Source organism: Bacillus sp. GB_SG_008, from assembly GCF_052038115.1.
GTDB classification, from domain to species: domain Bacteria; phylum Bacillota; class Bacilli; order Bacillales; family Bacillaceae_G; genus Bacillus_A; species Bacillus_A rhizoplanae.
The window spans coordinates 248318-262397 of record NZ_JBPZSK010000001.1; the positions used below are offsets into that span (position 1 = coordinate 248318).

A 14080-nucleotide genomic window follows, 5' to 3' on the forward strand; every position below is an offset into this window, starting at 1 on the left:
TTTTTATCCCGCATTAATGGGCAGTAAGACCCCACCTCAAGATTCAGAGAGAATCGAAGAAGATAGGTGGGGTCTTACTGCTGGCATGCGCCCGATTAGTTCAACTAACCATCAGTGGGGGAGAAATTCCTTATATTCTTAAGCCCTGCTCCAACGTAGCTAACATTTCGTGCTTTTCATTTTCATCAGCATTTTTCCAAATCACTTCAAATAAAACGCCAAGCCCTGGAAGCATTTTTTCTTCACCGCTTTGAATGGCATCGACAATTGTTTCTTGTAATTGGTTTTGCGTATTTCCGGATACGTTTGCTAATACAGCATTGCGTAAATTAAAGTTCATCATTTTCACCTCTTTTTAGGAATGGAAACTGACATTAGTTTTTGTTCTTTTTTATGTAAATATGTATGAAAAATAGGCTATAATGAGAAGACAAGAAGAGAGGGAAATACATATTATGAAAAACATTGATTCAGTACAAAATCCGCGCGTAAAGCAGTGGAAAAAGCTGCAGACGAAAAAAGAGCGCGATAAAAAAGGTTTATTTTTTGTAGAAGGCTTTCATTTAGTTGAGGAAGCTTTAAAAGCAGGGGTTGTAACAGAGCTTATTGTTTGGGATCAGACAGACCTTCCGAAAGATTGGACGGTTACTGATGTTGAAATGTACATTGTACCTGAAGCAATTGTAAAGATGTTACGTGAAACAGAAACGACGCAGGGTGTATTTGCGGTTTGTGAGAAGCAAGAAAAAGAAGTAACTCTGACAGATGGAAAGTTTCTGTTGCTTGACGGCCTGCAAGACCCGGGGAATTTAGGAACAATTATTCGCACAGCAGATGCAGCTGGTATTCATGCCGTTGTGCTTGGAGAAGGATGCGTTGATATTTATAACAGTAAAGTACTGCGTTCTACACAAGGCTCTGTATTCCATTTACCGATTGTAAAAGGAAATTTAGAAGAATGGGTAGACAAGTTAAAAGAAAAGAACGTTCCTGTGTACGGAACAGCTCTTGAAAACGGGGTTCCATACGGTGAAGTAACGCCGACGGGAAGTTTTGCATTAATTGTAGGAAATGAAGGAAATGGTGTACGCCAAGAGATTCTTTCCAAATGTGATCAAAACTTGTATATTCCGATTTATGGGGGAGCAGAATCATTAAATGTTGCGGTTGCAGCAGGGATTTTAACGTATTATTTACAAACTCCGGTTGCGAATCGCTAAAAAACTTTTTATAATAGGTGGAAGTATAATAGTAAAAAACGATGATAGAGAAGAGTAGCTTGCAAAATCGCCATATAGGGAGAGAATGCCATAGACTGAAAGCATTCTTATGGTAGACGTGAGTGAATTCACCTCTGGAGTTGACGCCAGGACCATTTATATGTAAAGGCGTTCCGGTTTAAAAAGCCGTTATAACTAATTGAGTGGGCAGACTCGTTCTGTCAATTTAGGGTGGTACCGCGAATTTACCTCGTCCCTTTTTAGGGAGCGAGGTTTTTTTATTTTTAAAATTAGGAGGGTTCCAAATGGAAGCACGTTTAAAAGAGCTAAAGCAAGAAGCACTGCAGCTGATTGAAGAAGCGAAAGAGCTAAAGGGCTTAAATGATGTACGCGTTGCGTATTTAGGAAAAAAAGGTCCAATTACAGAAGTACTGCGCGGTATGGGGAAATTATCTCCAGAAGAGCGTCCACGTATGGGAGCTTTAGTAAATGAAGTACGCGAAGCAATTCAAACACGTTTAGAAGAAAAAATTAATCATTTAGAAAAAGCGGTAATCGAAGCGAAATTAGCATCTGAAACAATTGATGTAACATTACCAGGCCGTCCTGTAAATACAGGTTGTCATCATCCGTTAACAGCGGTTGTTGAACAAATTGAAGATTTATTCATCGGTATGGGCTATGAAGTTGCTGAAGGTCCAGAAGTAGAAAAAGATTATTACAACTTCGAAGCGTTAAACTTACCAAAAGATCACCCAGCACGCGATATGCAAGATTCTTTCTACATTACAGAAGAAATGTTGCTTCGTACACATACATCTTCTGTGCAAGCAAGAACGATGGAAAAGAATACAGAAAAAGGCCCAATTAAAATTATTTGCCCTGGTAAAGTATATCGCCGCGATGATGATGATGCGACGCACTCTCATCAGTTCATGCAAATTGAAGGTCTTGTAATCGATAAAAACATTCGTATGAGTGATTTAAAAGGTACATTACAAGCATTTGCGAAGAAGATGTTTGGTGAAGACCGTGAAATTCGCCTTCGTCCAAGTTTCTTCCCATTCACAGAGCCATCTGTTGAAATGGATATTTCTTGTATGATGTGTCATGGAAAAGGTTGCGGCACATGTAAAGGAACTGGCTGGATTGAAATTTTAGGTGCAGGTATGGTTCATCCAAACGTACTTGAAATGGCTGGCTATGATTCAAAAGAATATCAAGGCTTCGCATTCGGTATGGGTGCAGAGCGTATTGCGATGTTAAAGTACGGCATTGATGACATTCGTCATTTCTATACAAACGATGTACGTTTCTTACAACAATTCAAACGAGCGTAAGGGAAGGAGAGATAAAGAATGTTCGTATCATATCGTTGGTTACAAGAGTATGTAGATATTAAAGATGTAACAGCACAAGAATTAGCTGATAAAATTACGAAAAGCGGTATCGAAGTAGAAGGCGTTGAAGTATTAAATAAAGGCGTAAAAGGTGTTGTAGTTGGTCACGTATTAGAGTGCGAAAAACACCCGGAAGCTGATAAGTTAAGCAAATGCTTAATCGACATCGGTGAAGAAGAGCCAGTTCAAATCATTTGCGGTGCTCCTAACATTGCGAAAGGTTTAAAAGTACCAGTTGCAAAAGTTGGCGCTGTTCTTCCTGGTAACTTCAAAATTAAAAAAGCAAAACTACGCGGTGAAGCTTCTCACGGTATGGTTTGTTCCTTACAAGAGCTTGGTATTGATGGAAAATTAGTTGCAAAAGATTATGCAGAAGGTATTTTCATCTTCCCAAGTGATGCAGAAGTTGGCACAGATGCATTAGAAATCTTAAACCTACATGATGAAGTACTTGAACTAGGTTTAACACCGAACCGTGCAGACTGCTTAAACATGTTAGGTGTTGCATACGAAGTAGCAGCAATTTACGGTCGTGAGGTAAAACTTCCAGCAGCAAACTTACAAGAAGTAGCAGAGAAAACATCTGATTACATTTCTGTAAGTGTAGAAGCAACAGAGCAAAATCCACTATACATTGCGAAAATGGTAAAAAACGTAAAAGTTGGTCCATCACCAATCTGGATGCAAACGCGCCTAATGGCAGCTGGTATTCGTCCAATTAGCAATGTAGTTGATATTACAAACTATATCTTAATTGAATACGGTCAACCGTTACATGCATTTGACTATGATAAATTAGGATCAAAAGAAATCGTTGTTCGTCTTGCACAAGAAGGCGAGAAAATGACAACATTAGACGATCAAGAGCGTACATTACAAGCTCATCACCTTGTGATTACAAACGGTACAAAAGCGTTAGCTGTTGCCGGGGTAATGGGCGGAGCAAACTCTGAAGTAGATAACGATACAGTAAACGTATTAATCGAGTCTGCATATTTCGCAGGTCAAACAGTGCGCCGCACATCAAAGGACTTAGGTCTTCGCAGCGAATCAAGTGCTCGTTTTGAAAAGGGCATCGACCCAACACGTACATTCGAAGCGATTCAACACGCAGCAGCATTAATGGCAAAATATGCTGGCGGCGAAGCGTTAGAAGGCGTTGTAGAAGTTGATCACTTACAAGTAGAAGAGCGTACAGTATCTGTTACAGTTGAAAAAATTAACCGTGTATTAGGTACAGAGATCTCTGCTGGTCAAGTGAATACAATTTTCACAAACTTAAAGTTCCCATTCACAGAAGTAGAAGGAACATTCCATGTGGACGTACCAGCACGTCGTCCTGATATTACAATTCCAGAAGATTTAGTAGAAGAAGTAGGTCGTTTATACGGATACGACCATATTCCTTCAACATTACCAACTGGTACAATTACACGTGGTAAATTAACAGCAGCGCAAACAAAGCGTCGTAAAGTACGCCGTTATTTAGAAGGCGCTGGGTTATATGAAGCGATTACGTATTCATTAACAAGTGCTGAAAAAGCAAAACAATATATGGTTGAGTCAAACGAAAAGACACCTGTGAACCTTGCACTTCCAATGAGTGAAGAGCGCAGTCAGCTTCGTTTAAGCCTAGTACCGCAATTATTAGAAGCAGTAGCTTATAACAATGCTCGTAAAGTAGATAACGTTGCATTATACGAAGTAGGTTCTGTATTCTTACCAACAGTAGAAGGTGAACTTCCGAAAGAAGAACAACATATTGCTGGGGTTATGACAGGGCTTACTCTTCATCATCAATGGCAAGGTGAGAAGAAGGTTGTTGACTTCTTCGTTATGAAAGGTGTATTAGAAGGATTATTTGACGTACTTGGCGTTGCTAAGAACATCACGTATGTACCAGCAAAACGTGAAGGTATGCACCCAGGCCGTACAGCTGACATTTTACTAGACGGTGAAGTTATTGGCTTCATCGGTCAATTACATCCAGAAGCACAAAAACAATTAGATGTAAAAGAAACGTACGTATTCGAATTGTCTCTTGTAAAAGTATTTGGTGCAGATGTAGAAGAAACATACTACACTACAATTCCACGTTTCCCATCTATGACACGTGATATGGCTGTTGTTGTAGCTACTGAAGTAAAAGCTGGCGAAATGAAGCAAACAATTGCTGAAGCAGGCGGAGCACTTCTAAAAGAAGTAACATTATTTGACTTATATGAAGGCGAAAAAATGGAAGAAGGCAAAAAATCACTTGCATTCTCTATGAACTACTTCGACCCAGAACGTACATTAACAGATGAAGAAGTAACAGAAGCACATAGCCGTGTATTAGCAGCGGTAGAAGAGAAGTTTGGTGCGGAGTTGCGTAAATAATAAAAAACAGCTGTCGGAAAAAATTCCGGCAGCTATTTTTTTATAGGGAGAATTCATGTCGTATGTTGTAGAAGAGTCGATATATAGAACGATAACTTGCATCTTTGCCTCGAATGTAGTACATTAATTTTAGTTTAACAAAATGAAAGACGATGATAAGGAAAAGTAGTATATACTATAATCCAAAGCGAGTCAGGGACGGTGCAAGCCTGATGAGGCGGTATATGTGAAGAACACCTTGGAGTTGCTAACCGAAATTGAACTGTGTGTTCAAGAGTAGACTTAGACGGGAATCCGGCCTGTTACAAACCGGGAAGTATGTGTAATACATACGAGTTAGAGCTGGTCTTTATGACAAATTGGGTGGTACCGCGAAGTTTAACCTTTCGTCCCTTTATGGATGGAAGGTTTTTTTGTATTTAAATATAAGTAAAGGAGAATTTTAATATGGAAAACACATTAGTAAAAAGTCTGTATAGAGAAACTGATAAGTATGTAGATCAAAAAATACAAGTATCAGGTTGGATCCGTAACTTACGTGATTCAAAAGTATTTGGTTTTATCGAATTAAACGATGGTAGCTTCTTTAAAAGCGTTCAAATCGTTTTTGATACAGAACTAGATAACTTTAACGAAATTGCGAAGCTTCCGTTAAGCTCTTCTATTAAAGTAGAAGGTACGCTAATCGTAACGCCAACTGCAAAGCAACCGTTTGAAATTAAAGCGGACAAAATCGAAGTTGAGGGATTATCAGATTCTGATTATCCATTGCAAAAGAAGCGTCATACGTTTGAATACTTACGTACAATCGCTCATTTACGTCCAAGAACAAATGCATTCTCAGCGACATTCCGCGTGCGTTCTATCGCAGCGTTTGCGATCCATCAGTTCTTCCAAGAGCGCGGCTTTGTACACGTTCATACACCAATTATTACAGGAAGCGACACTGAAGGTGCAGGTGAAATGTTCCGCGTAACAACGCATGATATGAACAACGTACCAAAAGGTGAAGACAGACAAGTAGATGATTCAAAAGACTTCTTCGGCAAAGAAACAAACTTAACAGTAAGTGGACAATTGAATGCTGAAGCTTATGCATTAGCGTTCCGCGATGTATATACATTTGGTCCAACATTCCGCGCTGAAAACTCAAACACAACTCGCCATGCAGCTGAGTTCTGGATGGTTGAGCCTGAGATTGCATTCGCTGAATTAGAAAATGTAATGGATTTAACAGAAGACATGCTGAAATATGCAATGAAATATGTGTTAGAGCACGCACCAGAAGAAATGGAATTCTTCAATAGCTTTGTTGATAAAACAGTTCTAGAGCGCATGAACAACGTAATCAACTCTGACTTTGGACGCATCACATACACAGAAGCAATTGAGGTGCTTCAAAAATCAGGTGCAGACTTCAAATACCCAGTAGAATGGGGAATTGACTTACAAACAGAGCATGAAAGATACTTATCTGAACAAGTATTCAAACGTCCTGTATTCGTAACAGACTATCCAAAAGATATTAAAGCGTTCTACATGCGCTTAAACGATGACGGTAAAACAGTAGCTGCAACAGACTTACTTGTTCCTGGCATCGGCGAATTAATCGGCGGAAGTCAACGTGAAGAAAGAATGGATGTTTTAGTAGACAGAATTAAAGAATTAGGCATGGATGAAGAAGACTACTGGTGGTACTTAGAGCTTAGAAAATACGGCGGTACAAAACACGCTGGATTCGGCCTTGGTTTCGAACGTTTCTTAATGTACATCACTGGTATGGCAAATATTCGTGACGTAATTCCATTCCCAAGAACACCAGGTTCTGCGGAGTTTTAATAAAAAAGAGGTATATCAACAGCAATCTTGCTGTCTGATATACCTCTTTTTATTTTTCTTTTGAGCAGGGGGAGATGTGAGATAAGGAGAAACAATTATGAGAAAGAGAAAGGAGCTGAACTTGTGAAAAAAAGAATGGTATGTTTCTTAGCGGTGATGCTAATCAGCTTAAGTGCATGCGGAAATGGAAAAGAAAAAGTAGTTCCTACATCACAAGAGGCAGAGGTTGTTACGTTTCAAGGGAAAGAAATAAAGGAGATTCAGCTTACATCTACGAAAACGAAAGGTACGAAAGTATTGAAAAAAGAAAATGATATAAAACAACTTGTATCCGCGATGGAGCAGGTTGGATTGGCGGAAAACGGGGATGAACCTAAAACACTATTGCTAGATGAAGAAGCTAAATCCGCTATTCGCTACAATATGACTATGGATTATAATGATGGTTCGGTTGAAAATTACTTTGTTTGGGTAGAAGATGACGGGGAAGTTGTAATTGGGCATAAAGATACACCAGAGAAAGAACGTGTTGAGTTTTATGATTTAAAAGAAGTCTCAAAAAAAGTTGCAGAGACGTTTAAAACAGAGTAGTAAAAACAAAGGAGCTGACTAAAAATTCCACTTTTTAGTCAGCTCCTTTCACTTTTCGGCATGATCCAGTTCAGCGGCTCGACTACTCGCATGTCGAATATCGTCGTAAGGTCTTTATCCCGCATTAACGGGCAGTAAAGGATGGAGAAGAGCTAAGGAGAAAACTGCCCGTAAAAGCCCGATTGGTTCAACTAACCATCAGTGAGAAAAGCGTCACTGATGGAAGTTTCACTTTATATTCTGTCGAAGCGCCGATATATTCTAAAGAACGGTCGATATATTGGTGGACACGAAGAAAAGGACTGACTTCAAAAGGCATCTAGGTGCCCTTTGGGTCAGCTTCTTGTTTATTCATTTCGTATCCTGCCCATACTGAAAAATAGCTATTTCTTTAACAATCGAAACGCCTTTTCCGTATTCGCAAAATGTAATTTCACAAACTCAGGTAATCTATCTTTCCCAAGCTTTTGAATCAATTTTGCTGCTGCAATATCGACTTGCTTCCCGGCGCCTTTCGGAAGCGTCATACCCGCTTTTTTGCTCAGTTCATCAAATTGTTTTACAAATGAATAACGGGCTAAAATGGAAGCTGCTGCAACGGCGATATGTACACTTTCGCCTTTTGTAGCGAAATATACGTTTTCGCGCTGTACGTTTTTCTGCTTTGCTAAATATTTATAATATGTAGCCGGCTGTGTGAACTGATCAATTAATATGCCTTCTGGTTTCGTTGGTGCCATCTTAGCTAATAAGTTTGTAATGGCTTTATTATGAAGCAGTGCTTTTAGTTGTCCTTGATTGTAGCCTTTCTCAAACATTTCGTTATATTTTTCGTTGTGAAGAACAAGGGAACTGTAAGGGACAACCGCCAGTAATTGTTTCGCAATTTCACAAATTTGTGCATCATTTAAGTTTTTTGAGTCTTTTACGCCGAGTTCTTTTAACAATGGAATTTGCGCTGCATCGACGTATACTGCAACAACTGTCATCGGTCCAAAATAATCTCCTGTTCCGACTTCGTCCGAACCAAGAATAGACATAGTAGCGATGGAAGCTGGCGGTGCATAGGAATGGTCATTTACACTTTTCTTTACAGAAGCTTTCGGCACTGCAGCATTTGCTTGCCAATGACTAGATTCTTCAGCGGCACGTCCACCCTGAAACATTACCTTTCCTGATTTGTAGGCTGTAATTGTGCAAGATGGAACCTTTGCCATGAAGATACCACCTTGGGGGATTTTTGGTTGCAATGCTTGTGCGTATTTTGTTTTCATGTCCTCTATAACAGCAGAACTTACTTGAATGACAATAGAATTTGACAAAATGGTCGCTCCTTTTTCATTATTTCCCTCGCGCTAACGGGCAGTAAGACTCCCGCCTCAAAATTTTGAGAAATCAAAGAAGATAGGTGGGAGGTAATTGCTCCTAAGAGCCCGATTGGTGAGAGCTTTCCAACAGTGGGGATAAAGCATTCACAATGCTGGAAGTTTCACTTTATATTTTTATCATATCGAATTGTTGTTTCTGTTTCCATATCATGTTTTTTCATGGTATGATAATCTGTAGGATTCTGTACGGGATTGGAGGACAGTAAGTTGTCACAACAAAAAGGAAATCGAAGTAAAATTAATGTAGAAATTTACGGTCAACAATATTCAGTTGTTGGCGATGAAAGTACAAGTCATATACGCATAGTCGCGGCGATTGTGGATGATAAAATGCGCGAACTGAATGCTAAGAATCCTTCGCTTGACACAAATCGATTGGCGGTGTTGACGGCAGTCAATGTCGTGCATGATTACATAAAATTAAAAGAAGAAAATGAAAAATTGAAAGAAAGAATGAAACAAAAAGGAATGGAATAACATGCTTGATATTATAATCATTGTATTGCTTGTTATGGGTTTTCTCCTTGGATTAAGAAGAGGACTGGTACTGCAGCTTGTAAAATTAGCAAGCTTTATTATTGCCTATCTTGTGGCATATTGGTATTGCAAAGATTTAGCACCGGCACTGCAAAAGATTATTCCGTATCCATTTAAGCCAGAAACAAATGTGCCAAATTGGATCGATGCAAATAGTATGGAAACAATTTTTTACCAAGCAATTGCGTTTATCGCATTATTTATCATTACAAAAATCGCGTTAACGTTACTGGGACAGCTTTTGAATATGTTTACAGAAATCCCTGTTTTGAAACAGGTTAACGCATTAGGCGGAGCAATCTTAGGTTTTTTAGAAGTGTATATTATATTGTTCGTATTAATTGTAATCGGTACGATACTTCCAGTTGAACAAGTACAAACGTCGCTTAATACATCAACAATAAGCAAAGCAATTGTAAATGATACACCAATTCTTTCTGAAAAAGTTAAGGAATTATGGCAGACAGGTAACAAGGTATAACTTCTCTTTTTTTGAAAGAGAAGTTTTTTTCTATGATGGAAAGGTGGGAGAAGAATGAAAGTAAATAAAAAACAAGTGATTCAACTACTTGAGACGATTGCACTTTTCATGGAGCTAAAAGGTGAAAATCCCTTTAAAATATCAGCATTTCGTAAAGCGGCAGCAGCGTTAGAAAGTGATGATCGCAGCCTTTCAGAGATTGAAGATTTTACGAAAATACCAGGCATCGGAAAAGGAACCGCAGCCGTTATTGCAGAATACATTGAAGTTGGAACGTCAGAAGTGCTTGCGGAGTTGGAAAAAGAAGTACCGAGCAGCTTATTGCCGCTTTTAAAATTACCAGGCCTTGGCGGAAAAAAAGTAGCGAAGTTATATAAAGAACTTGGCGTTGTAGATATGGAAACATTAAAGAAAGCTTGTGAGGAGAAGAAAATTCAAGCGCTTGCGGGATTCGGTAAGAAAACGGAAGAGAAAATATTAGAAGCAATTGCTCAAGTTGGTTCTCGTCCAGAACGTCTTCCGGTGGCGATGGTGCTTCCTATTGCCGGGGAAATAGAACGGAAATTGTCGAATGTACCAGAAATTATTCGGTATTCCCGTGCTGGTAGTTTGCGCCGTGTTCGCGAAACAGTGAAAGATTTAGATTTTATCATTGCAACAACAGAACCAGAAAAGGTGCGCGAGCATTTATTGCAGTTTGAAAATATGATTGAAGTCATTGCAAGCGGAGATACAAAAGTTTCTGTACGCCTTCAGTATGAGTACGATATTTCTATTGATTTCCGTCTTGTTAAGCCGGAAGAATTTATTACCACTCTTCACCATTTCACAGGTTCAAAAGACCATAATGTAAGAATGCGCCAAATTGCGAAAGATAAAGGTGAGAAAATTAGTGAATACGGTGTTGAAAACTTAGAAACGGGTGAAGTGAAGACATTTGAAACAGAAGAAGCGTTTTTTGCACACTTTGGACTTCCATTTATTCCGCCAGAAGTGCGTGAAGATGGGAAAGAAATTGACTTGATTGGGCAGTATCCGAATTTAATTCAGTTCTCTCATATTCAAGGTGATTTACATATGCATACGACGTGGAGTGACGGTGCTTTTTCTATTGAGGAAATGGTACAAGCATGTCGCGCTCGTGGATATAAATATATGGCAATTACCGACCATTCACAATACTTAAAAGTGGCGAATGGTTTAACGAAAGAACGTCTTCGTGAGCAAGGAAAAGAAATTGAACGCATTAATGAAAAGTATCCGGATATCACCATTTTACGCGGTATTGAAATGGACATTTTACCGGATGCAACGCTTGATTTTGATGATGAAGTATTAGCGGAGCTTGATTATGTCATTGGTGCGATTCATTCTAGTTTCTCACAAGATCGTGAAACAATTATGAAGCGCCTTCGCACGGCAATTGAAAATCATCATGTGACAATGATTGCGCATCCAACGGGCCGCTTAATTGGTCGACGCGAAGGATATGATGTCGATACAGATTTATTAATTGAGCTTGCGAAAGAAACAAATACTGTACTTGAATTAAATGCAAATCCAAATCGTTTAGATTTAAGTGCGAAACTGTTAAAACAAGCGCAAGATGCAGGTGTGAAAATCGCGATTAACACAGATGCCCATACGCTTGAAATGCTAGAGGATATGGAAATTGGTGTTGCTGCAGCGCGAAAAGGTTGGATTCAAAAAGATACAGTTATTAACACATGGGATATTGAACGTTTATTAGATTATATTAAGCGTAATAAGTAACACAAGGGGGACAAGCAACTATGTTAGAACGAACGTTGCGGGTATTAGAATATGACAAAATAAAAGAACAATTGCTTGAGCACGTTGCTTCTTCACTTGGCCGCGATAAAGTGAAAGGGCTTATGCCGAGCACGAATTATGAAGAAGTTGTAGAACTTCAAGAAACAACAGATGAAGCAGCGAAAGTGATCCGTTTAAAAGGACATGTGCCGCTTGGCGGGATTTTTGATATTCGTCCAAATGTAAAACGTGCGAAAATTGGCAGTATGCTAAGTCCGCATGAACTGCTCGACATTGCTAGTACGATGTATGGAAGCCGTCAAATAAAACGATTTATTGAAGATATGGTTGAAAACGGCGTTGAACTGCCGATTTTAGACACGTATGTAGCACGCATTATATCTTTATATGATTTAGAAAAGAAAATTACAAATTGCATTAGTGATGGCGGAGAAGTAGTTGATAGTGCAAGTGAAAAACTACGCGGTATTCGTCAGCAAATTCGTACAGCGGAAAGCCGAATTCGTGAGAAACTTGAAAATATGACGCGTTCTTCTAACGCACAGAAGATGTTATCAGATGCAATTGTAACGATTCGTAACGATCGCTATGTAATTCCTGTGAAACAAGAATATCGCGGTGTATACGGTGGTATCGTTCATGATCAGTCTGCTTCAGGACAAACGTTATTTATCGAGCCGCAAGTCATTGTTGAATTGAATAACACACTGCAAGAAGCACGGGTAAAAGAAAAACAAGAAGTAGAACGCATTTTAATGATGTTAACAGAAGAAGTCGCTGCCGAGGCTGATATTATTTTAGAGAACGTTGATATTGTGGCAGAGCTAGATTTCATTTTCGCAAAAGCTTTCTATGCGAAACGATTAAAAGCAACGAAACCAATTTTGAACAATGAGCGTTATATGAATTTACGCCAAGCGCGTCATCCGCTTATTGATCCTAAAGTCGTTGTGCCAAACGATATTGTGTTTGGGAAAGACTTTACAACAATCGTTATTACAGGACCAAATACAGGTGGTAAAACTGTTACATTAAAAACGGTAGGGATTTGTATATTGATGGCGCAGTCCGGTCTGCAAATTCCTGTTCTTGATGAATCGGAAATTTGTGTGTTTAAACATGTTTTTGCCGACATCGGTGATGAGCAATCTATTGAACAAAGTTTAAGTACATTCTCATCTCACATGGTAAACATTGTTGATATTTTAGAGCAAGCTGACTTTGAAAGTTTAGTACTGTTTGATGAATTAGGAGCAGGAACAGATCCGCAAGAAGGAGCTGCGCTTGCAATTTCAATTTTAGATGAAGTGTATAACCGCGGTGCGCGCGTTGTCGCAACGACGCACTATCCAGAGCTAAAAGCATACGGATATAATCGTGAACAAGTGATTAACGCAAGTGTTGAGTTTGATGTAAATACATTAAGCCCAACTTACAAATTGTTAATTGGTGTACCAGGACGAAGTAACGCTTTTGAAATTTCAAAACGCCTTGGTTTATCTGACCGCGTAATTGACCGTGCTCGTGGTCATATTAGTACAGAATCAAATAAAGTAGAAAATATGATTGCTAAGCTGGAAGAAAGCCAAAAGAATGCTGAGCGTGAATGGAATGAAGCAGAAGAGCTTCGTAAGCAATCTGATAAGCTTCATAAAGAATTGCAGCGTCAAATTATTGAATTTAACGAAGAACGTGATGAAAGATTATTAAAAGCACAAAAAGAAGGCGAAGAAAAAGTTGAAGCTGCGAAGAAAGAAGCAGAAGAAATTATTCGTGAACTGCGTCAATTGCGAAAAGCAAAGCTTGCTGATATTAAAGATCACGAGCTAATTGAGGCAAAAAGCCGTTTAGCAGGAGCAGCACCGGAGCTTGTGAAAAAACAAAAGACAAAAGTGAAAAACACAGCGCCAAAACAAGTGTTGCAGCCAGGCGATGAAGTAAAAGTATTAACGTTTGGTCAAAAAGGTCAGCTTCTTAAAAAAGTAAGTGACAATGAATGGAACGTCCAAATTGGAATTTTGAAAATGAAAGTAAAAGAGTCCGATATGGAATATATTAACACGCCAGCTCCTGTTGAGAAAAAAGCAGTGACAGCGGTAAAAGGTAGAGACTATCATGTTTCTTTAGAACTTGACCTTCGCGGTGAGCGCTTTGAAGATGCGATGGCACGTGTTGAAAAATATTTAGATGATGCACAGCTCGCAAGCTATCCACGCGTTTCGATTATTCATGGAAAAGGAACAGGAGCACTGCGCCAAGGTGTACAAGATTACTTGAAAAACCATCGCGGCGTGAAAAGCTTCCGATATGGTGATATGGGCGAGGGAGGCCTTGGTGTTACTGTTGTAGAATTGAAGTAGGAAAACAAGCAAAGGGGAAACGGCTATGTTTATGGACAAACTTGCAAAAGTATTGTTAGCTTGTTGTGGAACGTTCTTTATTATTGGGGTT

At 39.2% G+C, this 14080-nt stretch carries 11 protein-coding genes and 2 other annotated features; of the genes, 9 read left to right on the forward strand and 2 right to left on the reverse strand.

Translation table 11 applies throughout. From position 1 onward, the window contains the following. Window positions 1–130: 130 nt before the first annotated feature. Window positions 131–340: a small acid-soluble spore protein SspI gene (sspI, locus tag ACTDJC_RS01175; protein WP_440602477.1), complete on the reverse strand. Its 210-nt coding sequence runs from the start codon at window positions 338–340 to the stop codon at window positions 131–133. A gap of 82 nt (window positions 341–422) precedes the next feature. On the opposite strand from sspI, the gene ACTDJC_RS01180 reads away from it, so the two are divergent. From ACTDJC_RS01180 to ACTDJC_RS01200, 5 genes are all read left to right on the forward strand, one after another. Continuing rightward, complete coding sequence (locus ACTDJC_RS01180) at window positions 423–1220, forward strand: TrmH family RNA methyltransferase (protein ID WP_440602478.1); 798 nt, start codon at window positions 423–425, stop codon at window positions 1218–1220. Window positions 1221–1252: 32 nt separating this feature from the next. Beyond that, window positions 1253–1481, forward strand: a binding site (T-box leader). A gap of 44 nt (window positions 1482–1525) precedes the next feature. After that, complete coding sequence (pheS, locus tag ACTDJC_RS01185) at window positions 1526–2560, forward strand: phenylalanine--tRNA ligase subunit alpha (RefSeq protein WP_098305276.1); 1035 nt, start codon at window positions 1526–1528, stop codon at window positions 2558–2560. An 18-nt stretch (window positions 2561–2578) separates the two neighbouring features. Further along, window positions 2579–4999: a phenylalanine--tRNA ligase subunit beta gene (gene pheT, locus ACTDJC_RS01190; RefSeq protein WP_440602479.1), complete on the forward strand. Its 2421-nt coding sequence runs from the start codon at window positions 2579–2581 to the stop codon at window positions 4997–4999. Window positions 5000–5142: 143 nt separating this feature from the next. Continuing rightward, window positions 5143–5396, forward strand: a binding site (T-box leader). 50 nt (window positions 5397–5446) lie between these two features. After that, complete coding sequence (asnS, locus tag ACTDJC_RS01195; protein ID WP_440602480.1) at window positions 5447–6838, forward strand: asparagine--tRNA ligase; 1392 nt, start codon at window positions 5447–5449, stop codon at window positions 6836–6838. Between the two features lie 123 nt (window positions 6839–6961). Further along, window positions 6962–7429, forward strand: coding sequence for a hypothetical protein (locus ACTDJC_RS01200; RefSeq protein ID WP_098305235.1), 468 nt, complete (start codon window positions 6962–6964; stop codon window positions 7427–7429). Between the two features lie 383 nt (window positions 7430–7812). On the opposite strand, the gene rnhC is transcribed toward ACTDJC_RS01200, so the two are convergent. Continuing rightward, window positions 7813–8751 carry a ribonuclease HIII gene (rnhC, locus tag ACTDJC_RS01205; RefSeq protein WP_440602481.1) on the reverse strand — a complete coding sequence of 313 codons (939 nt, stop codon included), beginning with the start codon at window positions 8749–8751 and terminating at the stop codon, window positions 7813–7815. Between the two features lie 273 nt (window positions 8752–9024). Between rnhC and zapA the strand changes: the two genes are divergently transcribed. From zapA to ACTDJC_RS01225, 4 genes are read left to right on the forward strand one after another with little or no spacing between them, the layout of a single operon-like run. Beyond that, on the forward strand, window positions 9025–9294 hold the full coding sequence (gene zapA, locus ACTDJC_RS01210) for a cell division protein ZapA (protein ID WP_154709943.1): 270 nt from the start codon (window positions 9025–9027) through the stop codon (window positions 9292–9294). Window position 9295: 1 nt separating this feature from the next. After that, window positions 9296–9835, forward strand: a complete 540-nt coding sequence (locus ACTDJC_RS01215) for a CvpA family protein (RefSeq protein ID WP_440602482.1) — start codon at window positions 9296–9298, stop codon at window positions 9833–9835. A 54-nt stretch (window positions 9836–9889) separates the two neighbouring features. After that, complete coding sequence (polX, locus tag ACTDJC_RS01220) at window positions 9890–11608, forward strand: DNA polymerase/3'-5' exonuclease PolX (RefSeq protein ID WP_098305227.1); 1719 nt, start codon at window positions 9890–9892, stop codon at window positions 11606–11608. Between the two features lie 20 nt (window positions 11609–11628). Next, window positions 11629–13989 (forward strand): endonuclease MutS2, encoded by a 2361-nt coding sequence (locus tag ACTDJC_RS01225; protein WP_440602483.1) that lies wholly within the window; start codon window positions 11629–11631, stop codon window positions 13987–13989. The last annotated feature ends 91 nt before the right edge of the window (window positions 13990–14080 follow it).

Excerpts from the sequence above, each read along its gene's own strand:
- sspI (WP_440602477.1), bottom strand. The coding sequence starts at position 340 with ATGAACTTTAATTTACGCAATGCTGTATTAGCAAACGTATCCGGAAAT.
- ACTDJC_RS01180 (WP_440602478.1), top strand. The coding sequence starts at position 423 with ATGAGAAGACAAGAAGAGAGGGAAATACATATTATGAAAAACATTGAT.
- pheS (WP_098305276.1), top strand. The coding sequence starts at position 1,526 with ATGGAAGCACGTTTAAAAGAGCTAAAGCAAGAAGCACTGCAGCTGATT.
- pheT (WP_440602479.1), top strand. The coding sequence starts at position 2,579 with ATGTTCGTATCATATCGTTGGTTACAAGAGTATGTAGATATTAAAGAT.
- asnS (WP_440602480.1), top strand. The coding sequence starts at position 5,447 with ATGGAAAACACATTAGTAAAAAGTCTGTATAGAGAAACTGATAAGTAT.
- ACTDJC_RS01215 (WP_440602482.1), top strand. The coding sequence starts at position 9,296 with ATGCTTGATATTATAATCATTGTATTGCTTGTTATGGGTTTTCTCCTT.
- polX (WP_098305227.1), top strand. The coding sequence starts at position 9,890 with ATGAAAGTAAATAAAAAACAAGTGATTCAACTACTTGAGACGATTGCA.
- ACTDJC_RS01225 (WP_440602483.1), top strand. The coding sequence starts at position 11,629 with ATGTTAGAACGAACGTTGCGGGTATTAGAATATGACAAAATAAAAGAA.